This window comes from Streptosporangium sp. NPDC050148, from assembly GCF_055586505.1.
The window spans coordinates 131,707-157,797 of the sequence record NZ_JBVJIA010000021.1 but is presented as its reverse complement, the minus strand read 5'-3'; the positions used below and the strand labels follow the sequence as shown (position 1 = coordinate 157,797).

The 26,091-nt window shown below is 73.9% G+C and carries 23 protein-coding genes and 1 riboswitch; of the genes, 10 read left to right on the top strand and 13 right to left on the bottom strand.

Annotated features, from left to right (window positions below):
- Positions 1-105: 105 nt before the first annotated feature.
- Positions 106-1,554: an ankyrin repeat domain-containing protein gene (locus ACZ6RT_RS24035; protein WP_470156216.1), complete on the bottom strand. Its 1,449-nt coding sequence runs from the start codon at positions 1,552-1,554 to the stop codon at positions 106-108.
- Positions 1,555-1,787: 233 nt separating this feature from the next.
- Here ACZ6RT_RS24035 and ACZ6RT_RS24030 point away from each other — a divergent pair, with 233 nt between their 5' ends.
- The 3 genes from ACZ6RT_RS24030 (at position 1,788) to ACZ6RT_RS24020 (ending at position 4,018) form a co-directional block, all read left to right on the top strand.
- Complete coding sequence (locus ACZ6RT_RS24030; protein ID WP_470156214.1) at positions 1,788-2,609, top strand: DUF1707 SHOCT-like domain-containing protein; 822 nt, start codon at positions 1,788-1,790, stop codon at positions 2,607-2,609.
- Positions 2,610-2,736: 127 nt separating this feature from the next.
- Positions 2,737-3,234 carry a SigE family RNA polymerase sigma factor gene (locus ACZ6RT_RS24025; protein WP_470156212.1) on the top strand — a complete coding sequence of 166 codons (498 nt, stop codon included), beginning with the start codon at positions 2,737-2,739 and terminating at the stop codon, positions 3,232-3,234.
- Between the two features lies 1 nt (position 3,235).
- Complete coding sequence (locus ACZ6RT_RS24020) at positions 3,236-4,018, top strand: hypothetical protein (RefSeq protein ID WP_470156210.1); 783 nt, start codon at positions 3,236-3,238, stop codon at positions 4,016-4,018.
- 2 nt (positions 4,019-4,020) lie between these two features.
- Here the strand turns inward: ACZ6RT_RS24020 and ACZ6RT_RS24015 are convergent, their stop codons facing one another.
- From ACZ6RT_RS24015 to ACZ6RT_RS23995, 5 genes are all read right to left on the bottom strand, one after another.
- Positions 4,021-4,782: a sirohydrochlorin chelatase gene (locus ACZ6RT_RS24015; RefSeq protein ID WP_470156208.1), complete on the bottom strand. Its 762-nt coding sequence runs from the start codon at positions 4,780-4,782 to the stop codon at positions 4,021-4,023.
- Positions 4,779-5,507, bottom strand: coding sequence for a phosphoadenylyl-sulfate reductase (locus tag ACZ6RT_RS24010; RefSeq protein WP_399195364.1), 729 nt, complete (start codon positions 5,505-5,507; stop codon positions 4,779-4,781). The genes ACZ6RT_RS24015 and ACZ6RT_RS24010 overlap by 4 nt, the downstream gene beginning before the upstream one ends.
- Before the next feature lie 85 nt (positions 5,508-5,592).
- Positions 5,593-5,736: an Insertion element protein gene (locus ACZ6RT_RS24005; protein WP_344900914.1), complete on the bottom strand. Its 144-nt coding sequence runs from the start codon at positions 5,734-5,736 to the stop codon at positions 5,593-5,595.
- 118 nt (positions 5,737-5,854) lie between these two features.
- Positions 5,855-7,537 carry a nitrite/sulfite reductase gene (locus ACZ6RT_RS24000; RefSeq protein WP_399195367.1) on the bottom strand — a complete coding sequence of 561 codons (1,683 nt, stop codon included), beginning with the start codon at positions 7,535-7,537 and terminating at the stop codon, positions 5,855-5,857.
- A gap of 366 nt (positions 7,538-7,903) precedes the next feature.
- Positions 7,904-8,029, bottom strand: coding sequence for a hypothetical protein (locus ACZ6RT_RS23995; RefSeq protein WP_344900908.1), 126 nt, complete (start codon positions 8,027-8,029; stop codon positions 7,904-7,906).
- Positions 8,030-8,114: 85 nt separating this feature from the next.
- Here ACZ6RT_RS23995 and ACZ6RT_RS23990 point away from each other — a divergent pair, with 85 nt between their 5' ends.
- The 4 genes from ACZ6RT_RS23990 (at position 8,115) to rsgA (ending at position 12,921) form a co-directional block, all read left to right on the top strand.
- A complete protein-coding gene (locus tag ACZ6RT_RS23990; protein WP_399195470.1) occupies positions 8,115-8,909 on the top strand; it encodes a TIGR03084 family metal-binding protein in 795 nt (264 codons plus the stop codon).
- A 58-nt stretch (positions 8,910-8,967) separates the two neighbouring features.
- Positions 8,968-10,014, top strand: a complete 1,047-nt coding sequence (locus ACZ6RT_RS23985; RefSeq protein ID WP_399195369.1) for a YihY/virulence factor BrkB family protein — start codon at positions 8,968-8,970, stop codon at positions 10,012-10,014.
- A riboswitch (ZMP/ZTP riboswitch) is annotated at positions 10,008-10,091 on the top strand. Its footprint overlaps the gene before it by 7 nt.
- A gap of 32 nt (positions 10,092-10,123) precedes the next feature.
- The gene (glyA, locus tag ACZ6RT_RS23980; protein ID WP_399195371.1) at positions 10,124-11,380 is read left to right on the top strand and encodes a serine hydroxymethyltransferase; all 1,257 of its coding nucleotides are present in this window, start codon (positions 10,124-10,126) and stop codon (positions 11,378-11,380) included.
- Positions 11,381-11,766: 386 nt separating this feature from the next.
- On the top strand, positions 11,767-12,921 hold the full coding sequence (gene rsgA, locus ACZ6RT_RS23975; protein ID WP_470156204.1) for a ribosome small subunit-dependent GTPase A: 1,155 nt from the start codon (positions 11,767-11,769) through the stop codon (positions 12,919-12,921).
- Between the two features lie 134 nt (positions 12,922-13,055).
- Here rsgA and ACZ6RT_RS23970 read toward each other — a convergent pair whose 3' ends face one another.
- The 4 genes from ACZ6RT_RS23970 to ACZ6RT_RS23955 all read right to left on the bottom strand — a co-directional run bounded on the left by ACZ6RT_RS23970 (position 13,056) and on the right by ACZ6RT_RS23955 (position 16,933).
- Complete coding sequence (locus ACZ6RT_RS23970) at positions 13,056-13,370, bottom strand: WhiB family transcriptional regulator (RefSeq protein ID WP_012893126.1); 315 nt, start codon at positions 13,368-13,370, stop codon at positions 13,056-13,058.
- A gap of 104 nt (positions 13,371-13,474) precedes the next feature.
- Complete coding sequence (locus tag ACZ6RT_RS23965; RefSeq protein WP_470156202.1) at positions 13,475-14,431, bottom strand: sucrase ferredoxin; 957 nt, start codon at positions 14,429-14,431, stop codon at positions 13,475-13,477.
- 304 nt (positions 14,432-14,735) lie between these two features.
- Entirely contained in the window at positions 14,736-16,370 is a 1,635-nt protein-coding gene (locus ACZ6RT_RS23960; protein ID WP_470156200.1) for a glycerol-3-phosphate dehydrogenase/oxidase, read from the bottom strand.
- A complete protein-coding gene (locus ACZ6RT_RS23955) occupies positions 16,367-16,933 on the bottom strand; it encodes a TetR/AcrR family transcriptional regulator (RefSeq protein WP_470156199.1) in 567 nt (188 codons plus the stop codon). The genes ACZ6RT_RS23960 and ACZ6RT_RS23955 overlap by 4 nt, the downstream gene beginning before the upstream one ends.
- A gap of 46 nt (positions 16,934-16,979) precedes the next feature.
- Between ACZ6RT_RS23955 and ACZ6RT_RS23950 the strand changes: the two genes are divergently transcribed.
- Positions 16,980-18,566 carry an FAD-binding oxidoreductase gene (locus ACZ6RT_RS23950; protein ID WP_470156225.1) on the top strand — a complete coding sequence of 529 codons (1,587 nt, stop codon included), beginning with the start codon at positions 16,980-16,982 and terminating at the stop codon, positions 18,564-18,566.
- Positions 18,567-18,633: 67 nt separating this feature from the next.
- On the opposite strand, the gene ACZ6RT_RS23945 is transcribed toward ACZ6RT_RS23950, so the two are convergent.
- A complete protein-coding gene (locus ACZ6RT_RS23945) occupies positions 18,634-19,044 on the bottom strand; it encodes an acyl-CoA thioesterase (RefSeq protein WP_399195379.1) in 411 nt (136 codons plus the stop codon).
- A gap of 100 nt (positions 19,045-19,144) precedes the next feature.
- Here ACZ6RT_RS23945 and ACZ6RT_RS23940 point away from each other — a divergent pair, with 100 nt between their 5' ends.
- Together ACZ6RT_RS23940 and ACZ6RT_RS23935 are read left to right on the top strand one after the other, a co-directional pair.
- Positions 19,145-20,641 carry a metallophosphoesterase family protein gene (locus ACZ6RT_RS23940; RefSeq protein ID WP_470156198.1) on the top strand — a complete coding sequence of 499 codons (1,497 nt, stop codon included), beginning with the start codon at positions 19,145-19,147 and terminating at the stop codon, positions 20,639-20,641.
- 35 nt (positions 20,642-20,676) lie between these two features.
- Positions 20,677-22,272: a bifunctional 3'-5' exonuclease/DNA polymerase gene (locus ACZ6RT_RS23935; protein ID WP_470156196.1), complete on the top strand. Its 1,596-nt coding sequence runs from the start codon at positions 20,677-20,679 to the stop codon at positions 22,270-22,272.
- A 171-nt stretch (positions 22,273-22,443) separates the two neighbouring features.
- On the opposite strand, the gene ACZ6RT_RS23930 is transcribed toward ACZ6RT_RS23935, so the two are convergent.
- Positions 22,444-23,907, bottom strand: a complete 1,464-nt coding sequence (locus tag ACZ6RT_RS23930; protein ID WP_470156194.1) for an MFS transporter — start codon at positions 23,905-23,907, stop codon at positions 22,444-22,446.
- Between the two features lie 51 nt (positions 23,908-23,958).
- The gene (locus tag ACZ6RT_RS23925; protein WP_470156192.1) at positions 23,959-26,055 is read right to left on the bottom strand and encodes a serine/threonine-protein kinase; all 2,097 of its coding nucleotides are present in this window, start codon (positions 26,053-26,055) and stop codon (positions 23,959-23,961) included.
- Positions 26,056-26,091 lie beyond the last annotated feature (36 nt).

The window sequence follows — 26,091 nt, the reverse complement described above, 5'->3', positions numbered from 1 at the left end:
CCCCTTCCCCCCCCCCCCCACGCCTCCCCCCCCCCACCCCCCCCCCCCCCCCCCCCCCCCCCCCCCCCCCCCCCGGGGGGGGGGGGGGGGGCCCCCGCGACACGGTCAGAGGCTCTTCACCAGGTCACGGGCGTAGTCGTCGTCCTCGTCGCTCTCGGCGAGCACGCGCTCGACGCCCCGGCGGGCACGCTCGTCACCCCGGGCGGCCAGGCCGCGGGTGGCCTCGGCGACAGTGTTCAGATCCTCGTCCTCCAGCCGGGCGGCCAGCGCCTCGCGGATCTCCTCGCCGTCCTCGGCCAGCCCCGCCAGACCCATGGTCGCCCAGTCGCGGACCTCGGGGTCGGGATCGCGCGTCATCGACACCAGCAGCGCCAGCCCCTCGGCGTGACCCGGCGGCAGCACCGCGGCCAGCGCGGCCGGATCGGCCTGGGTACGGGTCCAGCCGTCCGCGGTGATGATCTCCAGAACCTCGGGCAGGGCACGCGGGTCGGCGTGGTGGCCCAGGGCGCCGAGCACCGAGCGCAGCACCCGCTCGTCGCCCTCGGTGGCCGCCATCCGCCGCAGCACGGGCAGGGCCTCCTCCAGGTAGGGCTTCTCGTCCTCGGTGAAGCCGAACTCGGCGAGCACGTCGACGGCGAACTCCCGCTTGCGGGGGTCCTCGCTCGCGCACAGCCGCGCCGCCGCGTCGAAGGTCTCCCGGTCGCCGCGCCGGCTCAGCGAGCTCGCCACCGCCCACCAGGTCTCGGCCTCCTCGTCGACGTCCCGGTACGGCATCGCCCGCTCCACCAGGTCGTCGAAGGGGAGCCGCTCGCCGGTGGCGTCCTCCAGCAGGGTCGCGACGGCCGCGTGCCCGCGCTGGCAGGTCAGCTCGGCCACCCGGGTCCCGTCCGGCCCCACCGCCGCGACCGTGACCAGGTCGGTGCCGTCCTTGGCGCGGCTGCGCCCCACCACGAACTGCGAGTCCTCAGGGGCCTGCTCGGTGAGCTGCTCCAGCAGCGCGCTCTCCAGCTGGGTGCCGAGCCAGTCGTAGGCGATGGAGAGCGGGGTGTCGCCGTCGCCGTCGGGCCGGTTGGCCTCGGCGCCGTGCTCCAGCAGCACCCGCACCACGCCCAGCGCGCCGCGCCGGGTGGCCAGGGTGAGCGCGGTCTCGCCGCTGTCGTTGGCCTCCTCCGGGCTCGCCCCGGCCGCGAGCAGCACCCGCGCCGCGTCGGCCCTGCCGTTGGCGGCCGCCCACAGCAGCGCGGTCCAGCCCCCCGCCTCCCGCCCGGCCACGTCGGCGCCGGCGGCCAGCAGGACCGTGACGACCTCGTCGTGGTCCCAGGCCGAGGCCACGCAGAGCGGCAGGCCCTCGTCCTCGCCGCCGCTGATCCGGTTGGGGTCGGCCCCGTGGACCAGCAGCGCGCGCACGACGGCGACGTGGCCCCGGTTCGACGCCAGGTACAGCGCGGTGGGCTCTTCGGCGCCGTCGGGGTCGGCGCCCGTCCCGCTCTGCAGCAGCAGCTCGGCCCGCTCGGCGTCGTCGGCCGCCACCGCGTCCAGGAGTTCTCGGTACATGCCTCCGGATCATAGGGCGTGCCCCCGCGTCCCGGCCGTACGTCGGCGGCGGTGGCGCACCGGTGGGCGGCGCGTGGGCGGCGCGTGGGCGGCCGAGCGGGAGGCGGGTCGCGGGCGCGGGTCCCGTGGAGAGCGGGGGAGCGGGGAGGAGACGGAGATCGATCGATCTGTTCACCCGGGTTCATCCGCGAGAGGGATCCTCTATCGCGACAACTCGCGATATGTTGTGAGTTATGACTGATGCCGGGGAGATACGGGTCTCGGACGCCGAACGGGAGGCGGCCGTCGAATGGCTGCGCGTCGCCTCCGTCGAGGGGCGGCTGACCCTCGGTGAGCTGACCGAGCGCACCGAAGCCGCCTACACCGCACGTACCCAGGCCGAGCTGGCCGTGGTCACCTCGGACCTGCCCGGTGTCCGCCCCGCCTCGGCGCCCGCCTACCCGCCGGCCCCGGCGGACCAGGGCGGCCGGGTGCGCCGCTGGTTCGTGGCGGTGATGGGCAGCTCCAAGCAGCGCGGCAGCTGGCGGATCGACAAGCCCCTCGGCGCGGTCGCGGTGATGGGCGACGTCGTGCTGGACCTGCGCCAGGCCGAGGTCCGCACCGGCGGGGTGGACATCATGGCCACCGCGGTCATGGGCAACGTGAAGATCATCGTCCCGGACGGCGTGGACGTCGAGCTCGACGGCATCGCCATCATGGGGGACAGGAAGGTCCAGGTCATCGAGGCCCCGCCCGGCACGCACGCGCCCGTCGTGCGGGTCACGGCCTACGCGATCATGGGCGACGTGAAGGTGGTCGGCGACTCGCGGACCAAGCCCATCCAGAAGGCGTGGGCCGCCTGGCGCGAGCAGTGGGAGGAGATGCGCGGGGAGCTCGTCGGCGACCCCTACCACCGTCAGATCCCGCCCCTCCGCCCCATGGGGGCCGAGCAGCCACGACACCACTCCCCGCACTCCTCCTGGCACACCGCCGGGCCGCAGCGCCCCTCGCAGCAGCCTCCGCAGCCCCCCTCCTCCCCGTACCCGCCGCAGCCCCCGTACCCGCCCGGGCACTGAGACCGGGAACCGGGGGCGGACCACTGCTGGGAGCGGTCCCGGCGCGAAGGGCGGCGGGCGCGTGCAACGCCCCGGCGGCGCCGGGGCGTAGTGATCGGTGACATACACCGAGCAGTGAGGATCCCCGATGCGAGATCGGGCCGACTTCGAGCAGTACGTCGAGCAGTGTTCGCCCCGCCTCCTGCGGGCGGCCTACCTGCTCTGCCGGGACTGGGGAAGCGCCGAAGACCTTTTGCAGACCGCGCTGGCCAAGGCGTGGCTCGCCTGGCGCAGGGTGGGCGAGAACCCGGATCCGTACGTCTACCGCATCCTGGTCAACACGCACGCCACCTGGTGGCGGCGCAGATGGCGCGGAGAGCTGCCCAGCGAGACGCTCCCGGAGACGCCGGACGCCGACGCGGCCGAGGCGGTGATCAGCCGGGAGGCGGTCCGCCAGGCCCTCGCGCGGCTTCCGGTCAGGCAGCGGGCCGTGATCGTCCTGCGCTACTACGCCGACCTGCCCGACCGGCAGATCGCCGAGATCCTGGGCTGCTCGGTCGCGACCGTGCGCAGCCAGGCCAGCCGGGCACTGCGCAAGCTGCGCGTCGATCCCGCGGCCGTCGTCGCGATCACCCTGGGGAGCTGAAATGACGATCACCGAATCCGAGCTGCGCGAGATCCTGAACGGGGACGGGAACGAGGGCCACGGCGGGGGCGTGACCGTCGCCGATGTCCACCGGCGCGTCCGCGCGATCAGGCGCCGCCGCGGCTGGGCGGCCGGTGGCGCGGTCGCGGCGGCCCTCACCGTCGCGGCGGCCCTCACCGCGCCCGCCGGCGGCGTCGCCGACGACCTGGACGTCTGGACCGGCGTCATGGCGAGGCCGTCCCCGACTGTCCCGACGACGTCACGGCCACTGGGCGATCTGTATCCCGGGAACGTGGTCGCGAAGGGCGGCTACGCGATCGGCGGGACACGCGAGGAACTCCGGATCGGACCCGGCAGCAAGCCGTTGCACGTTACCGTCCGCTGTTCCGGGCCGATGCGGCGGGCGGTCGTCTGGATGGGCGACGGCTCCTCCCAGCTGCACCAGTGCGGAACCGGTCCCGACGGACACACCACGGACATCCACAGGAGGCTGGAGGGCGTCAGCGCGGTCCCGGGCGGGAATCGCCCGGCCGAGGGGCAGGTCGTGTCCGCGGTCGTACTGCCCCGCGAGTTCCAGGGGGACGACGTCTTCGAGGGCTGGCAGGAGGAACTCGCCGCGGCCCGGCCCTTCCCCCTCAAGTGGTCGCTCACGGTACGGGAGATGACCCCCCCGGTCTGCCGGGACGACATACGCCAGCTCGACCCGCGCACCGGGAAGATGGTCCAGCTCGACTGCGCGAACGACGGCGGCACCCCGCCCGCACCCGCCTTCGGCTTCTCCTGAGGTCAGGCCGTGGCGAGCATCCGGGGCCGGTGCGCCGCCACGTCGTAGCGTTCCAGCAGCACGGCCGCGACCTCGGGGGCCGCACCCAGCACCTCGGCGACGGTGGCGGCGCCCGCGGCCAGGGTCTCGCGGCGGATCCTGTCGGCGAAGTACCCCGGGGCCAGCAGGTAGGGGGCGACCACGATCCGCGAGGCCCCCGACCGGCGCAGGCCCAGCACCGCCTCCCCGGGGGTCGGTCCCGCCGCCGAGGCGTAGGCGGCGGTCACCGACCGCCAGCCGCGCAGCCTCGCCCAGTCCGCGGCCATCCCGGCGACCGTCGCGTTGGCCCTCGGGTCGCTGGAACCGGCCGAGACCAGCACCACGTCGGTACCGGGCTCGCCGGGCTCCACGCCCGCCTCGGCCAGGCGCCGCTCCAGCGCGGTGACCAGCAGCCGGTGCGGGCCCAGCGTGGCGCCCGTGCGCACCCGCAGCAGCGGGCGCCTGGCCGTCACCGCGGCCAGCGCGCCCGGGATGTCGACCCGGCTGTGGTAGGCCTCGGTGAGCAGCAACGGCAGCACCACCGCCTCGGCCAGGCCCGAGAGCGCGGCCGGGAGCGTCGGGGAGGCGTGGTCGAGGTAGGCGGTGCGCACGGGGAGCCCGGGCCGCGCGTCCCGTACCAGGTCGAGCAGGTCCTCCACGGTCGCGGCGGCACGCGGGTCACGGGACCCGTGCGCCACCGCGACCAGCGGGACGCGGGGAGCGGCGGCGCGGGAGCGCCAGATCATACGTGCAGCCCGCACTCGGTCTTGCCCATGCCGGCCCACCGGCCGCTGCGCGGGTCCTCGCCCGGGGCGACCTGGCGGGTGCAGGGGGCGCAGCCGATCGAGGGGTAGTCGTCGTAGTGCAGCGGGTTGATCAGCACCCCGTTGTCGGCCATGTAGTTGTCGACGTCCTCCTGCGTCCACCGGGCGATCGGGTTGATCTTGACCATCTGGCGCTTGGCGTCCCACTCGACGACCTTGACGCCGGCGCGGGTGACGGCCTCGTCGCGGCGGATGCCGGAGACCCAGGCCAGGTAGGGCTCCAGGGCACGGTTGAGCGGCTCGACCTTGCGCAGGTAGCAGCACAGGTCGGGGTTGCGCCCGAACAGCCGCGGCCCCAGGTCGCGCTCCTGCTCGGCCACCGTGCGGGACGGCTTCACGTCGATCACGTTGACGTCGTAGACCTGCCGGACGGCGTCCCGCGTGCCGATCGTCTCGGCGAAGTGGTAGCCGGTGTCGATGAACAGCACGTCCACGCCCGGCTTGACCCGGCTGACCAGGTCGATCAGCAGGGCGTCGCTCATGGAGGCGGTCAGGCAGAGCCGGTCGCCGAACGTCGCCGCCGCCCAGCGGATGATCTCCAGGGCCGAGGCGTCCTCCAGGAACCGCGCGGCCGACTCGACGATGTCCTGCATGTCGAGCGCACCGCGCTGCCGGCGTAACCCGACCTCGACGTCCACCACTGTCATCGCTCGCTCACCCAATCCTCGTTCGCCGTACGGGCCCGTGCGGCCCGGCCGGTCGTCGTGTCGATCGCCCCGGGACGGCCGCGCCTCATGAGCGCACCCCGATCCCGAGGAACTTCAGCTTGAAGGCGCGGATGCAGGACCGGCAGTACCAGCCGCCGTCGCCCTCGTAGGGCTCCAGGTCCTCCTCGCCGCAGTAGGGGCAGTGGAAGGGGACCGCTCGCTCGCTCATCGCCGCCCCCCCGCCCCGTCGCGTGCCCGGCTCGCCGCGGACGCGCCCCGGGGCGCGTCCGCCGCCCCGGCGGGGCCGCGCGGGTCCGCGTGCCGGTTCGCGTGCCGATCTGGGCCGCTCACGTCAGGTCCGCGTCGTCGGCACGCTGCACCCACTCGGAGAAGCTCTCCCCGTCGTCCTTCTGCTTCTCGAAGTTGCGCAGCACCCGCTCCACGTAGTCGGGCAGGTCCTCGGAGGTGGTCTTCAGGCCGCGCACCTTGCGGCCGAAGCCCGGGTTCACCCCGAGCGACCCGCCCAGGTGCACCTGGAAGCCCTCGACCTGCTCGCCCCTGTCGTTGACCACGAGCTGGCCCTTGAGGCCGATGTCGGCGACCTGGATCCGCGCGCAGGAGTTGGGGCAGCCGTTGACGTTGATGGTCAGCGGGCTGGAGAAGTCGGGAAGCCGCTGCTCCAGCTCGTCGATCAGGTTCGACGCCAGCGCCTTGGTCTCCACGATGGCCAGCTTGCAGAACTCGATGCCGGTGCAGGCCATGGTCTGGCGGCGGAAGGTGGAGGGGTTGACCTGGAGGTCGGCGGCCTCCAGCTCGGCGACCAGGCTCTCGACCCGGTCGGGCGCCACGTCCAGGATGACCATCTTCTGCTCGACCGTGGTGTGCACCCGGTCCGAGCCGTGCCGCTCGGCGATGTCGGCGATCAAATGCAGCCTGTCGCCGTCGAGCCGGCCCACCTTGGGGGCGAAGCCGACGTAGAAGTTGCCGTCCTTCTGCGGGAAGACGCCCACGTGGTCCCTGCGGCCGCCGCGCGGCGGCTCGGGGGCGGGGCCGTCGGGCAGCGCGTACCCGAGGTACTCCTTCTCCAGCACGTCGCGGAACTTCTCGGCGCCCCAGTCGTTGATCAGGAACTTGATCCGGGCCCGGTGCCGCAGGCGGCGGTAGCCGTAGTCGCGGAAGATGCCGATCACGCCGCCGTAGGCCGGGGAGACCTGCTCGGGGGTCAGGAAGACGCCCAGTCGCTTGCCGAGCATCGGGTTGGTGGACAGGCCGCCGCCCACCCACAGGTCGAAGCCCCGCTCGCCGGAGGAGTTCACGACGCCCACGAACGCCACGTCGTTGATCTCGTGCACGGTGCAGTGCGCCGGGCACCCGCTGACCGCGGCCTTGAACTTGCGCGGCAGGTTGGAGAAGGCCGGGTCGCCGATGTAGGTGTCGTGGATCTCCTGCACCAGCGCCGAGCCGTCGATGACCTCGTCGGTGTCGATCCCGGCCAGCGGGCAGCCCATGATGACGCGCGGGGTGTCGCCGCAGGCCTCGGTGGTCGACAGGCCCACCGACTCCAGGCGCTCCCAGATGTCGGGGACGGCCTCGATCTCGATCCAGTGGAGCTGGATGTTCTGCCGGTCGGTGACGTCGGCGGTGCCCCGGCCGTAGAGGTTGGAGATGTCGGCGATGACCCGCAGCTGCGCCAGGTCGAGCCGGCCGCCGTCGATCCTGACCCGGAGCATGAAGTAGCGGTCGTCGAGCTCCTCCGGCTCCAGGACGGCCGTCTTGCCGCCGTCGATCCCGGGCTTGCGCTGGGTGTAGAGCCCGTACCAGCGCATCCGGCCGCGCAGGTCGGCGGGGTCGATGGAGTCGAACCCCTGCTTGGAGTAGACGTCGATGATCCGCTGACGGACGTTGAGCCCGTCGTCGTTCTTCTTGTTCTCCTCGTTCTTGTTCAGGGGTTCGCGGTAGCCGAGGGCCCACTGACCTTCGCCGCGCGGGCGCTTGTGGTGCCGGTTTGCCGGCTTGGCCGGGGTCGTCATTGCGCGTCCTCGTTGTGGCTCGGTGAAAGGGTTCCGGACGCGCACCGGCGGCACCTCCCGCCTCATCGTCGAGTACGGGGGTCGGTCACTCAGAGGAGGACGCCGGTTACGCGGCCGAGCTGGAAAAGATCAGCAGGGGGCGACGATCAACGGACGTCACAACAGATGGCACTGCGGACACGCAGGAGGTCGACGTGGCGTCGCACGACGAGCAACGGGTCCGCTGGCATGTCTCCGACGATACCCCGGCGTTCGCGGATGTCCAATGTCGGGTCCACGATCTGGACACCGGGGTGAGATCCGGGCCGGGGACCAGGGGCCCGGGACGGCCCGGGACGGCCCGGGACGGCGCGGTCCGGGGCCGTCTCAGCCCTGGCGCGGCCAGTCCAGCGGCGACTCGCGCGGCTCCACGGCCGGCTGGTGCTGGCAGTCGCACCAGGAACCCCCGCGGCACTCCTCGTGCCGCCGTTCCCTGCAGTTCTCACAGATCATGCGTCCATTCTGCGGCCGTTCCCTCCCAGAACATGGCTCCGTTACCCTTACCTGGGCCGAACAGGAGGGAGGCGCCGTGAGCCTGATGGACGAACTGCTGGCGGACCTGCGCGCCGAGACGGCCGATCTCGACGCCATGATCACCGGTCTCGACGCGGCCGGGTGGGAGCTGCCCACCCCGGCACAGGGCTGGACGGTACGCGACCAGATCGGACACCTCGCCTGGTTCGACGACGCCGCCACGGCCTCGGCCACCGACCCCGAGGCCTTCCGCGCCGCGCGGACCGCCTTCCTGGCCCGCGGCGGCTCCGCGGTGGACGAGCTGGCGGCCGCGTCCCGGGGCCTGGCCGCCCCCCGGGTGCACGCCTGGTTCCGCGCGGCCAGGGCCCGGAGCCTGGAGGCCTTCGCCGCCCTGGAGGCGGGCACGCGGCTGCCCTGGTACGGGCCGGACATGTCGGCGGCCTCGTTCGTGACGGCGCGCCTGATGGAGACCTGGGCTCACGGGCAGGACGTGGCGGACGCGCTCGGCGTCGAGCGGGCGCCCACCGCCCGGCTCAGGCACGTGGCCACCCTGGGGGTGCGCGCCCTGCCGTACGGCTTCGCGGTGCGCGGCCTGGAGCCGCCCGCGCGGCCGGTCCGGGTGGAGCTGACCATGCCCGACGGGTCGCCGTGGACGGCCGGGCCCCCGGACGCCGCCGACCTGGTCCGCGGCCCCATGCTCGACTTCTGCCTGCTGGTCGTGCAGCGCCGCCACCTCGACGACACCTCCCTGCTGGTACGCGGCGAGACCGCGGAGGCCTGGACGGCGATCGCCCAGGCGTTCGCCGGCCCGCCGGGCACCGGACGGGTCCCGCTCGGGCAGGGATCCGGCCGGGCGTGACGCCGGCCCGGCCCGCCCAACTCGTGATCAAGCGCGCCGGGGAATACCGTTGTGCGGTATGACGTCCACCGATGCCCCGGCTCCGGCCCCGCGACCGGGACCGCAGCCGGGGCCGCGGCGGCGCTCGCCACGCGGCCTGCGGGCACGGTGGCGTGCCGGGCTCGCGCGGGTGCGCGGCCTGGGCGTCTGGGCGCGGCTGCGGGCCGTGCTCTCCTGGATCCGCGGGACCGACTTCTGGGTGCTCGTCGCGGCCACCACGAACGCGGGCGTCACCTACCGGGTCACCGGCCTGGCCGGGGAGGCCGCCTTCTTCGCGCTGCTGTCGCTGCCGCCGTTCATGCTCGGCCTGATCGGCGTGCTCGGCCAGCTGACCCGGGTCTTCGGCCCAGAGACGGTCCAGGACGTCAGCGACTGGATCGACCGGCAGGCCCACCTGCTGTTCACCGACAGCGCCGTGGACACCGTCGTCACCCCGCTCATCGAGGACGTGCTGAACCCCGCCAACCAGGCCTCGCTGATCTCCCTGGGCTTCCTGCTCGCGCTCTGGTCGGGCTCGCGGGCGCTGTTCGTCTACGTCGACCTGATCTCGGTCGCCTACGGCCTCGGCGAGGAGCGCGGCATCATCCGTACCCGGCTGATGTCCTTCGGGTTCTACCTGGCGGGCCTGCTGATCGGGCTGGTGGTGATGCCCGTGCTCGTCCTGGGCCCGGCCGCGCTGCGCGGGGCCCTGCCGGCCGACTACGCGGTGCTGGCCGACGTCCTGTACTGGCCGGTCGTCGTCATCGGCTCGGTGATCTTCCTGACCCTGCTCTACCACGTGAGCGTCCCGGTCCGCACGCGCTGGTGGCGCGAGCTGCCCGGAGCGCTGCTCGCGCTGCTGATCTGGATCGCCTGCGCCGCGGTGCTGCGCGCGGTGCTGGCCGCCTGGTTCTCGCCGGTCTCCATCTACGGCTCGCTCGCCGCCCCCATCGCGGTGCTGATGTGGCTCTACATCACCGCGCTGGCCGTGCTGATCGGCGCCACGCTCAACGCCGAGGTCGACCGGTTGTGGCCGGGGGACGGGACGGGCCGCCTCGGCCGGGCCGGTCCGTCCGCTATCGTCTAAGCCGTGACTGGCGCATAGGGTGGGAGCGACCACCGGGGAGCTGAAGTGCGAGGAGGCCGAGCGCCTGGGTCTTCGCGCGATGTCGACGATGACAGGGGAGTGAAGGCGCATGAGCGCTCTTTCCAGCGTGGATCCGCAGATCGCCGAACTCGTCAGGGCCGAGGAGCGGCGGCAGGCCGACACCGTCAAGCTGATCGCCTCGGAGAACTACGTCTCCAGGGCCGTCCTCGAGGCCACCGGCACCGTCCTCACCAACAAGTACTCCGAGGGGTACGCCGGCAAGCGGTACTACGAGGGCCAGCAGGTGATCGACCAGATCGAGACCCTGGCCGTCGACAGGGCCAAGGCCCTGTTCGGGGTCAACCACGCCAACGTCCAGCCCTACTCGGGCTCGCCCGCCAACCTGGCGATCTACCTGGCCTTCCTGAAGCCCGGTGAGACCGTGATGGGCATGGGCCTGCCGTTCGGCGGCCACCTGACCCACGGCTGGTCGGTCTCGGCCACCGGCAAGTGGTTCAACCCGGTCCGCTACGGGGTGCGGCGCGACACCGGCCGCGTCGACATGGACGAGGTGCGGGAGATCGCCCTGCGCGAGCGGCCCAAGCTGATCTTCTGCGGCGGCACCGCGGTCCCGCGCACCATCGACTTCCCGGCCTTCGCCGAGATCGCCCGCGAGGTCGGGGCCGTGCTCGCGGCCGACATCGCGCACATCGCGGGCCTGGTCGCGGGCGGGGCCCACCCGTCGCCGGTCGGCCACGCGGACGTCATCTCCACCACCACCCACAAGACCCTGCGCGGCCCCCGGGGCGCCATGCTGATGGCCACCTCCGACGAGCACGCCACGGCCCTGAACAAGGCGGTCTTCCCGGGCCTGCAGGGCGGCCCGCACAACCACACCACCGCGGCCATCGCGGTGGCGCTCAAGGAGGCGTCGACCGACGACTTCAAGGACTACGCCCGCCAGGTCGTGCTGAACGCCCAGGCGCTGGCCGAGGAGCTGCTCGGCCGGGGCTTCGACCTGGTCTCCGGTGGCACCGACAACCACCTCATCCTGTTCGACCTGACCCCCAAGGGCATCGGCGGCAAGCCCGCCGCGCAGGCCCTGGACAAGGCCGGGCTGGAGACCAACTACAACAGCGTGCCGTTCGACCCGCGCAAGCCGTTCGACCCGTCCGGCATCAGGATCGGCACCGCGGGCGTGACCAGCCGCGGCATGGGTGTGGCCGAGATGCGGCAGATCGGCGCCTGGATCGACCAGGTCGTGACCGCGCTGGCCAAGGACGAGGACGAGGCCGCGCACGTCATCACCCGCGTGCACGGCGAGGTCAGGGAGCTCACCTCCCACTTCCCGGCCCCCGGGCTGTAGCAGGCGTGACGGAGCCCCGGGACGCGACGGCGTCCCGGGGCTCCGTCGTGTCCCGGGGTGGCGTGTCCGGGGGCTCCGTGTCCGGGGACTTCACGTCCGGAGCCCCGGAGTGTCCGGGCCTCCGGCGCGTCCAGGGGCTCCGGGCTCCGGCGTGCCAGGGGCCGCCCGCGGGGTCGTGGCGGCCCGTGGCGCGCGGGCAAATGTGGTTGCCTCCCCGGGGAGAGGTTGCGCTAGGCTTCTCCCGAAGACGCCGTCCCACGGGGGACGGCCGCGAGGCCACGGGAGGTGAGGACCATGCGGGTCTTTCTGACGAGCCTGCCGTCCATCGACCTCCGGGTGCCCGCCTGATCGATCTCACGACGGGGCGCCCGCCTTTCCCGAAGGTAGTGACCACGTTGTCCTCGTCTTCATCGTCTTCATCGTCATCCGGCTCCTCGCCGTCCTCGTCGTTCACCCTCGCCGCGCTCGGCTGGGACGACTCCCTGGCCGCCGAGCTCCCCGACGGGCTGATCCCGGCGCGGGTCTCCCGCGTCGACCGCGGCGCCGCCGAAGTGATGTCCGCCTCCGGCCATCTTCGGGCCGACTACGGTGCCCGGGTGCGCCGGGCCGCCGCCGCCGACCCGGTGGCGCTGCCCTGCGTCGGCGACTGGGTGGGACTCCGCCGGCTGGCCGAGGGCCGGTTCGAGCTGGAGGAGCTCCTGCCCCGGCGTACCGCCTTCGTCCGCGGAGGGGTCTCCCGGCTCTCCCGGGGCGGGCTCTCCGGCGACTCCCAGGGCCAGGTGCTCGCCGCCAACGTCGACGTCGTCTTCGTCGCCGAACCCGCCCTGCACGCCACCGACACCGCCGACCTGGGCAGGATCGAGCGGCTGCTCGCGCTCGCCTGGGAGAGCGGGGCCCGTCCCGTGGTGCTCGTCACCAAGTCCGACCTGATCGGCGAGGGGCTGGAGTTCCTGCTGGACGAGGTCGCCACCGCCGCACCGGGGGTGGACGTGCACCCGGTCTGCTCGGTCAGCGGCGAGGGCGTCGACATCGTCGGCGCCTACCTGGAGGGCACCCGTACCGCGGTGGTGCTCGGCGCCTCGGGCGCGGGGAAGTCGACGCTGGTCAACGCCCTCGCCGGGGAGGACGTCATGGAGACCCAGCAGGTCAGGGCCGGGGACGGCCGGGGCCGCCACACCACCGTGCACCGCGAGCTCATCCCGCTCGCCAGGGGCGGGCTCATCATCGACACCCCCGGCATCCGCCGCATCGGCCTGTACGACATGGGCGAGGGGGTGGACATGGTCTTCTCGGACCTGGAGGAGCTCGCCGCGCGGTGCCGCTTCGGTGACTGCCGTCACGACACCGAGCCGGGCTGCGCCGTGCTCGCCGCGATCGAGGACGGCACGCTGCCGGAGCGGCGGCTGGAGAGCTGGAACAAGCTTCAGCGGGAGGCGGCCTGGATGGCGTCCCGGAGCGACGCCCGGCTCCGCAAGGAGATGCAGGGCAGGTGGAAGAGCATCACCAAGGAGATGCGCAAGGCGGGCCGCAACAGGCCCTGAGAGCGTGGGACGCCCCCGCCGTGCGGTCACCCGTCCCGGGTGTGCCGCACGCGCGGGGCCCGACATGACAACGTGTGATCTCGCAGGGGATGAGCGAGATCACACGTATGGGGGAAGCCGGGTGGAGGGGCTGCTCAGGCGACGGCACTGATGCCGGCGCTGGCCGCGCGGCGCATGCGACGACGACGCTCGGAGGCGCGCTCGTCCTCGTTCAGGCCGCCCCAGGTGCCGTACTTCTCCGGACGGGAGAGCGCGTAGTCCAGGCACTCGGCGCGAACGGGGCACTGGGCGCAGATGGCCTTGGCCTTACGCTCACGGATGTCACGCTCGGGCTGACGCTCACCGTCGGGACCGAAGAAGAGCACGAGGTCCTCGCCCCGGCACGCGGCGTCATCCTGCCAGCCCCAGCTGGGCCGAGGCCGGGCGGTCTGCCGACGTACCTGAGACATGAGAAAACCACCTTATAGTGAGAGGTATTTCGGGTTTATGCCGCATAGGACGCTTGTGACGTCCCTGGATCCAACGCCTGGATCGGCCGTGATGTTCCCTCAGGTCAAGTGAGAGCGGACGTGGCATACCGCACAGGGGTTACCCTGTCCAGTGTGACCAGCCGATAGGTAGTGATCGTGTCGGCACAAGCCGTACCACATGGCGTTGTCAGCGTCATGGGTTCAACCACTACCCGAAAACGAACGCCACTACCGCGCACAACTGCCTCGGTGACGGCGCCGTCCGACCTTGAGGATTCCACGGCCACTCCGCCGACCGACAGTTCGCCCGTATGGACGCGAACGAAATGCTCGGCGGCCTGCAGTGGCTCAGGGATGCCCGCGCGCCCCCGGAAACGGTCGAGGATGACCTCGCCGGACCGGTACGCGTCGGCTGCCGCGATCGCAGCAGCCTGAGACATGCTGCCGTAGTAGAGGCCGTGTGGCAAGCACACAAGGTTGGCGGCGTAGAGATCGCCGCCAACATGTGATGTTTCCCATACTGTGTCCGGCAAATTTTTTGCCAAGGACCGAGCGAGGGGAAGTCCAATGCGGGCGCAGCACGCGTTGCGCTTGGCATGCGTGCAGACCAGAAATACCGGCTCACTCACAAGTATGCAGGACGGCGGGACCACTCCGGCCACCAGCTTGTCAAGGTCAAGATCGTCCGGACCTGCGACGATGCCCTCGGCGAGCCAGGGCTCGGCGGCGGTGGAGTCCGCGACCATGACGTGAATGCCGGTTTCCACGGGGTTTCTGCGCCCGGGACGGCGGATGAGCTGGGTCCGTACGCCCAGGCGGCCGGCCCGTTTGAGGAGGGTGTGAACATCCTCGGGAAGGGTGGTGTTCTCCAGGCGGTCGGCCCAGGGGCCGGGGTGCTCGATGAGCAGCCAGAAGCGGGCCCCGACCGTGGCGCTGGCGAGGACGGGCACCTGGCCGGTGTGACAGCCGGGAGGGTGCGGGCACGCCTTGTACGCCCTGTCCACGCTGCCCGCGCTGTCCGTGCCGTTCGTCACGCCCACACCCTCTCCTCCCTGACTTAGGTAAGACTAACCTAACGCCTTCATCAGGGTCATGGAGAGGGAAACGATGATAGGCCGGTAAAGGCGGGCGCCCGCGTCCGGGGCGCCCGGTCACCGACATCACCGACACCGCCGACGCCACGGACGGCCGGGGTGGCGCCGTCCCGGACCCGCCCTTCCGGACCCGCCGCCCCTTATGCCCGTGATCATCCCTGTCATGCCCCCCGGCGGGGATTCGTCACGGGTCGCACCGGGCCCGGCGGGCCCGGGAGGATCCCGGGCGGCGGCGCGTCCCGAACCGGCCTCAGGCCTCGTCGGGACCCGGCGGGACCGGGTGGGCCAGCGCCGCCCGCGCCATGGGGAGCGCGGCCTCGCGGTCGGCGGGGATCAGGCCGATCCGGGTCCTGCGGTCGAGCAGGTCGTCCACGTCCAGGGCGCCCTCGTGCCTGACCGCCCAGACCAGCTCGGCCCCGGTCACCCCGGTCGGCCCGGCCTCGGCCAGCCGGGGCTCCCGCTCCATCAGGGCCCGTACCGCACCCGCCTCGCCGCCGTAGCGCTCCACCAGCCGGTCGGCGACCCCGCCGTGCCCTCCCGCCACGGAGGTCCCGGTCCGACCGGGGCGAGCCGCACCGCGCCGGCCGCCACGCCCACCGCCCTCGCCGCCACGCTCACCGCCGTGCCCGCCGCCCCGGCCGCCGGGCGGGATCGCGCCGACGAGGGGCAGCGCCGCGGTGCGGCTCGGGCCTGCGGTGATCCGGCCCGAGGAGACGGCCAGGTCGACCGCGTCCTCGGCCATCCGCCGGTACGTGGTCAGCTTGCCGCCCACCACCGTCACCATCCCGTCGCGGGTGGTCGGCAGCGCGTGCCGCCTGGACAGGTCGGCGGTACGGCCCTCACCGTCCAGCAGCGGGCGCAGCCCCGCGTGGGCGCCGGCCACCTCCTCGCGCCGTACCGGCTCCTCCAGCACGGAGTTGAGCACCGACAGCAGGAAGGCGACGTCCTCCTCGGGGGCCTGCGGGACGTCCGGGACGGGGCCGTCCACCGGCTCGTCGGTGAGGCCGACCAGGACCCGCCCGTCGGCCTGGGGCAGGACCAGCGCGAACCGGTCGCTCTCCCCCGGGATCGGCACGTGCAGCCCCGCGACCAGGCCGGGCAGCGTCCCGGGACGCAGCACCAGGTGGGTCCCGCGCGAGGGGCGCATCCGCAGGCCGGGGTGCAGCCCGGCGGCCCAGACCCCGGTCGCGTTGATCACGGCCCTGGCCCGGACGGTGAGGGTCTCCCCGGTGAGCTCGTCGCGGACCAGCGCTCCGTCGCCGGAGACCTCCAGCGCCCGGCAGCGGGTCAGCACCCTGGCCCCGTGGGCGGCGGCCGTCCTGGCCACGGCGAGCACCAGCCGGGCGTCGTCCAGCAGCCGGCCGTCCCAGGACAGCAGGGCGCCGCGCAGCCCGGCCGGGCCCAGCGGCGGGGCGAGGGAGCGCGCCCGCCCGGAGGAGATCCGGCAGGGGCCGGGAAGCAGGCGGCGGGGAGTGCGGGCCGCGGCCCGCAGGCCGTCGCCGAGCCGGTAGCCGGTCATGACCAGCGCCGTCTGCCGCCGGGAGACCTCCGGGACCAGCGGCAGCAGGTGGGGCTGCGCCCGCACCAGGTGCGGGGCGATCCGCCCGAGCAGCAGGCCGCGCTCCACCGCGCTCTCGTACGCCACCCCGACCTGCCCCCTGGCCAGGTAGCGCAGCCCGCCGTGGATCATCTTGGAGCTCCACCGGGAGGTGCCGAACGCCAGGTCGTGCGCGTCGATCGCGGCGACCGACAGGCCGCGGGAGGCCGCGTCCAGCGCCACGCCCGCGCCGGTGGCCCCCAGCCCCACCACCAGCACGTCCACCACCAGGCCGGGTACCTCGGCGAGTTCGCGGGCACGGCGGGCGGCGTTCAGGGAGGAGTTCACGGTCGCAGGTACCTTTCCAGGAGGGTGGCCAGCTCGGTGTCGAGGTCGTCCTCGGTGAGCGGGCCGAGCATGGTGGCGCCGGAGAGCAGGAACGACTGCGCGGTCAGCAGCACCGCGGCCGACAGCCCGGCCGGCTCGCCCGCGCGCACGGTGCCGAGCCCCTGCCCCCGGACGATCGCCGACTCGACCAGGGCGAGCATGGCCTCGTGGCTGGCGCCCCGGCGGCGCAGCAGGTAGGGCAGGAGCAGCTCCGGGTCCACCTCGACGATCTTCCGCCAGAGCGGGTGGACGCGCAGAGCCCGTACCGTCGCCACCGCCGCGGTGACCGGGTCCTCGGTGGCGAACCCGTCCGCGACGCGCACCCACTCGCGGGTCATCAGGTCGGCGACGAGGCCGCGCACGTCGGGCCAGCGGCGGTAGATCGTCATCCGGGAGAGCCCGGCCCGCCGGGCCACGTCGGTGAGCGTGGTGCGCCGCACCCCGACCGCGAGGATCACCTCGCGGGCCGCGTCGAGGACCTGGTCGCTCCCGGGGGCGCCTGTGTTGTGACGAATGGACGTCATATGTCACAGTGTAGACGTGGAACATCGAACAGGGAACGCGGATCCCATGCTCTGGTCCGGCTGGGGCGACCCCGCCAAGGCCGTCGACCTGCCCGAGGCGGTCCGGGGGCTGCTCGGCGACCTGCTCGGGGTGCGCCCGCCCCGGGCCGGGGTCGCGGGCATGGACGAGGTGCGGCTGCCGCCCGTCGCGCTGCCCGAGCCGGTCCTGGCCGGGCTGCGCGACCTGGTCGGGGCCGACCACGTGCGCCTCGACCACGACGCCCGCGTCCGGCACACCCGTGGCAAGTCCACCCCCGACCTGCTGCGGATGCGGGCCGGGGACGGCTCCGACGCCCCCGACGCGGTGGTGCTGCCCTCCTGTCACGACGAGGTGCTGGCCGTGCTGGCCGCGTGCGCCGCGCACCGGGTCGCGGTGGTCCCCTTCGGCGGCGGCACCTCCGTGGTCGGCGGCCTGGTCGCCTCCCGGCGGGGCTTCGCCGGGGTCGTCGCGCTGGACCTGGCCCGGCTCGACCGCTTGGTCGCGGTGGACGCCGAGTCGATGGTCGCCGAGCTGGAGCCGGGGCTGCGCGCCCCCGAGGCCGAACGCCTGCTGGCCGGGCACGGCCTCACCCTGGGCCACTTCCCCCAGTCGTTCGAGTACGCCACGCTCGGCGGTTTCGCCGCCGCCCGCTCCAGCGGCCAGGCCTCGGCCGGGTACGGGCGCTTCGACGACATGGTGGTCGGCATGACCGTGGCCACCCCGCGCGGCACGCTCGACCTCGGCCGGGCGCCCCGGTCGGCCGCGGGCCCCGACCTGCGCCAGGTGATGCTCGGCTCCGAGGGGGCCTTCGGCGTGATCACCTCGCTGCGGCTGCGGGTCCGGCCCGTCCCCGCCGAGCGCGTCTACGAGGGGTGGCGGTTCGCGTCGTTCGCCGAGGGCTCGGCCGCGCTGCGGGCCCTGGTCCAGCGGGACGCCGCGCCCACCGTGCTGCGCCTGTCCGACGAGACCGAGACGATGATCGGCCTGGCCCGGCCCGCGGAGATCGGCGCGCCGTCGGCCGGGACGGGCTGCCTGGCCGTCACCGGCCACGAGGGCACCGCGGCCGAGGTGGCCGCCCGGCGCGAGCGGACCGCGGCCGTGCTCTCCGGGCTCGGCGGCGTCCCGCTGGGCACGGACCCCGGCCGGGCGTGGGAGCACGGGCGCTACTCCGCGCCCTACCTGCGCGACGCGCTGCTCGCCGCCGGGGCGACCGTCGAGACGCTGGAGACGGCGGGCTTCTGGTCGAACCTGCCCCGCCTGTACGACGCCGTACGGCTCTCGCTGGCCGGCTCGCTCGGCTCACCGCTGGTCATGTGCCACATCTCGCACGTCTACGCCACCGGCGCCAGCCTGTACTTCACGGTCGTCACCGCGCAGACCGGCGACCCGCTCGGGCAGTGGGAGTCGGCCAAGTGGGCGGTCGGCGAGGCGATCGTCGGCGCCGGCGGCACGATCTCGCACCACCACGGCGTCGGCCGCGACCACCGGGAGGCCCACGCGGCCGAGGTCGGCGAGCTGGGCGTGGAGATCCTGCGCGGGATCAAGGACCGGCTCGACCCGGAGGGCGTCCTCAACCCCGGGGTCCTGCTGGCGGCCGAGGGGCCCGGGGACTGAGACCCGTCCCGGCCCGCCCCGTTCCCCCGGGCCCGCGCGGAGATCCGGCGCCAGGGACCCGGGGAGGTCACCCGGTGACCGCGAGCTCCTCCATGGCCTTCCGGAGCGGCCCGGGGATCTCCGCGGGGCGCCGGCTCTCCCGGTCGACGAACACGTGGACGAAGTGGCCCTCCGCCACGACCGTCCCGCCGTCCTCACGGAAGAGCCCCAGCTCGTACCGGACGCTGGAGCGGCCCAGGTGCCCGACGCGCAGCCCGACCCTGACGGGCTCGGGGAAGGACACCGAGGAGCGGTAGACGCAGTGCGACTCGACGCACAGGCCGATGACGTCACCGTCGTGGACGTCCAGCCCGGCCACCCTGATCAGCCACGAGTTGATCACGGTGTCCATCATCGAGTAGTGGACGGCGTTGTTGACGTGGCCGTAGACGTCGTTGTCCTTCCACCTGGTCGGAACGGTCTCCCAGTAGGCGTACACGGTAGAACCATATTCCAGAGAGGGTGTCCGGGCACCCCCGGATCGGCCGCCTTCGCCCGGATCGGATGCGACTTCCTATGATCATTGCCAAGATATGGTCATGGTCGATGTCGGGCAGGCGGCGGAACGCGGGCGTGAGGTCTCCTCCCGGGTGTCGGAGGAGGGTGCGGGCTGGTCCTGTACCCGGATCGGCACCTTCAGGGACCTGCTGCCCGGCAGGGAGCCCTTCTCCTGGCTCGACCTGCGCACGATCTGGCGGTCGAGGAACGAGGTGCTGGCGGCCCTGTTCGGCGACCCGTCCGGGCAGGTCCGCGCCCAGTGGACGGCCGCGCAGCGCGAGCGGGGCGTCGACCCCTCCTTCCGCATCCCGGTGGACGTCGGCCCGGAGTTCTCCTTCCTGCTCCTCGGCGACACCGGGGAGGGCGACTCCTCGCAGTACGCGGTGGTGCCGGGCATGCTGAGGATCGGCGAGGGGACCGCCTTCGCGGTCGTCGCCAGCGACGTGGTCTACCCCACCGGATCCGGCAACGAGTACGAGGACAAGTTCTTCCGCCCGTACCAGGACTACCCCGCCCCGATCTACGCCGTCCCCGGCAACCACGACTGGTACGACGGGCTCGGCGGCTTCATGCGGGTCTTCTGCGACACCCCCGCGCCCAAGGGGTTCAACCCCGCGCCCTCGGGGCTGCGCGGCCTGCTGTGGAGCAGGCCGGAGCCGATCGACGAGGCCCGGCTGGCCAGGGCGCGCGAGCGGCGCTCCGGGCCCGGCCAGCGGGCCGTCCAGCCCGCGCCGTACTGGGCGATCGAGACCCCGAGCCTGGTGCTCGTCGGCGTGGACACCGGCATCCGCGGCGACATCGACGCCGAGCAGACCGCCTGGCTGCGCGAGGTCTCCCGCGACCCCAGGCCCAAGGTGCTCATCACCGGCAAGCCCATCTACACCCGCAACGAGTACAAGCCGTCGAGGCTGGCCGGCGGCGGCACCGTCGACGACATCGTCACCGACCCCGCGCACAACTACGTCGCGGCGATCGGCGGCGACGTGCACAACTACCAGCGCTTCCCGATCAGGGTGGGGGAGCGGACCGTCCAGTACATCGTGGCGGGCGGGTCGGGGGCGTTCATGCACGCCACCCACACCATCCCCCGCGTCACCGTCGCGGGCCTGCACGAGGACGACTACCGGTGCTACCCGCTGCGCGGCGACTCCCTGTCGTTCTACAGCAGGCTCTACAGCGACCGGCTGCGCATGCGCTGGCTCTACCTCACCCCCGCCGAGAGCGCGGCGCTGATGTCCCGGCGGATCGGCAACACCCCGGTGCGCGACATCCCGCCGGTGCCGATCACCCGCCGGATGCGGTGGGCCGCCCGGATCCTCGGCGGCTGGCCGATGCCGTTGCGGCTGCCGGTGGGCAGGACCTTCCACCGCTACCTGTCGGAGCTGTCGGACTGGGACACCCCGCCGTTCTTCAAGAGCTTCCTGCACGTCTCGGTGACGCCGGAGACCCTGAGGATCCGCTGCTTCGCCGCGACCGGCTGCCTGCCGCAGGAGGTCGAACCCCCGCTCGAGGACGAGATCGCCATACCGCTCGTCTGAACGAGAATGTCGGGGCGGCGTGGCACTGTTGGGGCATGAACGTGTCGGTCGCACCCGCCGCAGGGGGCGGGGGCGTGCTCCGCGCCGACGGCGAGCCCGCCAGGGCCGTGACCGACCTGGCCGCGGAGGTGCGCCGGCTGGAGGGGCGGCGCCCGCGCTGGGTCTGGGCCGACACCCGGGAGGTCTACCCGGCGCTGCTCGCCGCGGGCGTGCGGCCGGCGCGCTGCCACGACCTGGCGCTGACCGAGGGCCTGCTCCTGGCCCACGAGGAGCGTTTCGGCGAGCCCCGGTCGGCCAGGGCCGCGTACGCGCGGCTGCACGGCCTGCCGGTACCGGACGACCCGCACGGGCCCCAGGCGCGGCAGGCGACCCTGTTCGAGGAGGAGGCGCCGGAGCCGGACGCGGACCTGGTCGCCGAGGTCCACGCCGACCAGCTGCGCCGCGTCGAGCGGACCGCCGACCCGCACCGGTTCCGGCTGCTGGTCGCCGCCGAGTCGGCCGGGGCGCTCATCGCCGCGGAGATGGCCCGCGACGGCATCCCCTGGCGCCGGGACGCGCACGACGAGCTGCTGACCGGGCTGCTCGGCCCGCGCCCGGTGCACGGCATGCGACCGGCCAGGCTGCAGGCCCTGGCCGACGAGGTGGCGGCCGCGTTCGGCACGGCGTTCAACCCCGACTCCCCGCAGCAGATCCTGCGGGCGTTCAAGGCGGCGGGCGTGCCCGTCGCCTCCACCCGGGCCCGGGACATCAGGCAGGCCGACCACCCCGGGGTCGGGCCCCTGCTGGCCTACAAGGAGATGGCCAGGTTCTACAGCTTCCACGGCTGGGCCTGGGCCGACCAGTGGGTCCGCGACGGGCGCTTCCGCCCCGAGTACGTGGTCGGCGGCGTGGTGACGGGCCGGTGGGCCACCAACGGCGGCGGCGCCCTGCAGATCCACAGGCTGATGCGCAAGGTGATCGTGGCCGACGACGGCTGGGCGCTGGTGGTCGCCGACGCGGCACAGCTGGAGCCCCGGGTGCTGGCCGCGATGGCCGGGGACGGCGGCCTGGCCAGGGCGGCCGGGCAGACCGACCTCTACCAGGCGCTGGCGCAGGTGTTCGGCGGCGAGCGGGACAACGCCAAGATCGCCATGCTCTCGGCGATGTACGGCGGCACCAGCGGGGACGCGTCCAAGCTGCTGGCCGTGATGCGCAGGCGCTTCCCGCTGGCCTACCGGTTCGTGGAGGACGCGGCCCGCGCGGGGGAGGAGGGCAAGGTGGTCCGCTCCTGGCTGGGCCGCACCTCGCCGCCGCCCTCGGCGGGCTGGCGGGAGCTGGTCTCCGGTCCCGAGGGGGGCCGGGCGGCCCGCGACCGGGGCCGCTTCACCCGCAACTTCGTCGTCCAGGCGACCGCGGCCGAGTGGGCACTGGTGCTGATGGCGGTGCTGCGCGGTCTGCTGCCCGATCCGGCCCGGCTGGTGTTCTTCCAGCACGACGAGGTCATGGTGCACTGCCCGGCCGAGCAGGCCGACGAGGTGATCGCGGCGGTGGGCCGGGCCGCCGAGGAGGCGGCCCGGCTGCTGTTCGGCGCGACCCCGGTGCGCTTCCCCATGCAGGCGGTCGCGGTGCGCTGCTACGCCGACGCCAAGTGAGCCGTGCCCGCGAGCCGTGCCTGTGAGGCGTGCCTGTGAGGCGTGCCTGTGAGCCGTGCCGTGAGGCGTGCTCGTGAGGCGTGCCCGTCACGTTCCGGCGGATCCTCTCCCGTGTGGCCCGCCGGACGTCCGGGAACCGTCGCGTGCCCGGTGCCCTCCCCGCGGACCTTCCTACGGGACGCGACCGGCCGGGCGGGACGCCGTCCGCAGCAGGGGCAGGACCAGCCACAGGCCGGTGACCGTCACCATGACCCCGACGGCCGCGCCGAGCACCCCGAAGGACAGGCCGCCGACGATCAGCCCGGCCAGGACGGTCCCGGTCGCGCCGCAGACGTTCATCAGCAGGTCGGACAGGCCCTGCACGGCCGTGCGGTGCTCCAGCGTCACCGACTCGCTGAGCATCGCCGAGCCGGCGATCAGCGTGCAGGACCAGCCCAGGCCGAGCAGGAACAGCCCCGCGGTCACCGGGCCGACGTCGTGCGCCCCGGCCCCTCCGGCCAGGACGACGGAGGCCAGCAGCAGGCCCATGCCGACCACCAGTACCACCACCCGCCCGGCCCGGTCGGTCAGCCAGCCGACCACCGGGGAGAACATGTACATCCCGGCGATGTGCAGGCTGATCACGACGCCGATGACCGTGTACGTCGCGCCGCCGTGGTCGAGGTGGACCGGGGTCATGGACATGACCGAGACCATGGCGGTGTGGCCGACCGCGATCGCGGCCAGCGCGCGCACGGCCGCGGGCGTCCGGCGCAGCACCCGCCATCCGGTACGGAACGTGCCCCCGGTGCGGGCGGAGGGCTCCGCCGGGGAGGTGCCGGTGCCGGCGGGGCCGGACGACGCCGGCGCGGCGGCGGCCTCACCGGTGGACCCGGTGGCCGCGGTGGCCCCGGTGACCGCGGTGACCTCGGCGGGGCCGGTGACCCCGGTGGCCGCGGTCGTCCCGGTGGAGTCGTCCGCCCGAGGGGGCGCCGGCCGGGCCAGCGAGCGCGCCAGGAGCAGCGGGTCGGGGCGCATCCCGGCGAGGACGACCCCGAGGGCGATCGCGAAGCTCACCAGCGCCAGGGCGAACGGGCCGCTGCCCGGGGCCAGGCCGAGTTCGACGCCGAACCGCTCGACCGGTTCGGCGAAGTTCGGGCCGGTGACCGCCCCGATGGTGGTGGCCCAGACCACCAGCGACAGGTGCCGGGCCGAGTGTCCCGGCGGGGACAGGTCGGTCGCGGAGTAGCGGGAGGACAGGTTGGCCGCGCTGGCCGCGCCGAACAGCACCAGCCCGGCCAGCAGCAGGAGCCAGGAGTGCACGGTCACCGCGAGCAGCGAGACCAGGCAGCCGGCCAGGGCGCACCCGTAGGCCAGGGTGAGCCCGGCCCGCCGTCCCCCGCGCCCGGACGACCTGGCGGTGGGCAGCGCCAGCAGCGCGGCGCCCAGCACGGTCGCGGTGCCGGCCAGCCCGCTCAGCGCCGTGGAGCCGGAGAGCCTCTCCACGGTCACCGAGCTGAACGTGGCCCCCACGGCGACGCCGATGCCGCCGCTGATCTGGCCGACGGACAGCACCGTGAGCGTCCGCCGCTGCACGGAGGCGACCCGCGCCCTGTCGCCGGGGGATATGTCGGTGTCTGCGTCATTTGTGATCACGAGTGAAGTCTGTCATCACCCGCGACCACGTCACGAGGGCTTTTCGGACGGTCAGCCGGCCGGGGTGAAGGTGGCGAAGAACGTCTCCAGGGACCCCGCGCTCTTCTCCCAGTCCAGGTCCTGCGTCCTGAACGTGATCTGGTAGGCGGTCCGGCCGTCCACGGCGACGTGGCGGGTCAGCCCGTGCATGGGGACCCCGTCGGGCCGGACGTAGGTGTACTCCCAGTCCGCGGCCTTCCAGCCGCGGTAGTCGACCGCCGCCACGCCGACCTCGGTGTACTCGTCGAGGTCCTTCCTGCTGGCCCGGCCGAGCGCGGTCACCGGGTCGGCGACCGGCACCTCGACGACGGTGATGCTCCGGCCGCCGCGCCTGGGCCCGGAGAAGACGGCCGCTCCGTCGCCGCCCGTCCTGACCGTCCAGCCCTCGGGCACCGCCCCGGAGACGCCGCCCGCGCTCAGCCGCTCGAACCCGCCGGGGACCTCCGCGGCCGCCCGCAGGGGCGAGGGCGCGGCAGGGACCGAGGCGGACGTGACGGCCCCCGTGCCGGTGGCGTCGGAGTCGTTCCCGGTGAGGAAGACGAGCAGCCCGGCGACCACGATGGCCAGCACGCCGCCCACGCCGAGCATGAGCAGGCGCAGGTCGGGGCCGCCCGGGGAGCGGGCGTCGCCCCCCGGTGACCGTCCGCCGGCCCGGGTGCCGCCGCGGAACGGTGAGGTGGACCGGGAGTCCTGGGCGGACCGTGCCGCCCGGCCGCCCTCCGGCACGCCGGGGGCGGACCGCCGCGACCCCTCGCGAGCGGGCGCGGCCGGCCCGGGTTCGTCCGCGGGACCGCGCGGTGAGGTGGTGGACGGGCGGCCGTGCAGGTCGCCGGGGAACACGGGCGACGCGGTGAACGGGTCGACCGGGAACGGGGACGACGTGGCGAACGGGTCGTCCGGGAACGCCCGCGGCGCGGACGGGCCCTCGTCCGGCACGGTCGCCGGGGCGCGCAGCGCGTCGTAGCCGCGCAGGTGGCCGCCGGACAGGCTGACGAACCCGGTGTCACCCGCCCGCGGGACGGCGGGCGGGTCGGCGGAGGGCGTCCCGAAGGAGACGGCGCCCTGCTCGTAGGGCACCCGGATCGGGCCGGAGGGCGTCTCGATGATCCTGGACGGCATCGGCCCCGGCGGCACGTCCAGCGGGGGCATCAGGTGCATCGGCATGGAGTCGCCGGGGAGCGGCATCGACGAGGGCGCCGACGAGGGCACCGGGCTGGGCGTGAGCGTGGTGGTGGAACCGTGGCTGCGCAGCACCCGCTCCAGCAGCTCCGCGACCTGCACGGCGGTCATCCGCTCGGCGGGGTCCTTGCGCAGCAGGCCCTCGATGACGGTGATCAGGGCACCGGCCCGCTGGGGGCGGCCGGGCTCCTGGGTGAGGATCGCGCCGAGCACCGCCATCGCGTCCGGCCCCTCGTAGGGGGGCCGGCCCTCGACGGCCGCGTAGAGCGTGGCGCCGAAGGACCACAGGTCGGAGGCCTGCGTGATCGGCCGGCCCGACAGGCGCTCCGGCGGGACGTAGGCGGGCGAGCCCATCATCAGGCCGGTCTGGGTGATGGCGACGTCGCCCTCGATCGCGGCGATGCCGAAGTCGGTGAGCACCACCCGGTCGGAGGTCAGCAGCACGTTGCCCGGCTTGACGTCGCGGTGCATGATTCCGGCGGCGTGGGCGTGCCGGAGCGCGTCGAGCACCCGCACGCCGATCTCGGCGGCCTGGATCACCGGCAGCGGCCCGCTCTGCCGTACGGCCTGCTCCAGCGACCAGGCGCGGACCAGCTCCATCACGATCCAGGGGCGGCCGTCCTCCTCGACGACGTCGTGCACGGTGACGATGCCGGGGTGGCTGAGCCGCGCCGCCGAGCGGGCCTCGCGGAGCATCCGCCGGTGCGCGCCCTGCTTGCCCGCGTGGTCCAGCCCGAAGGGGAGGATCAGTTCCTTGACCGCGACGTCCCGATCGAGCAGCACGTCGTGCGCGTGCCACACCACGCCCATCCCGCCCCGGCCCACCGGCGACACCAGGCGGTAGCGCCTGCCCACCAGCCTGCCCTGGCCCTCGGACGCCGCTCCGGGGGAGCCGCCGCCCTCGGGTCCGTTGGGGGATCTCCCGAGCAAGCGATCGGTCATAGTACCCCGTTCCCCATAACCAGC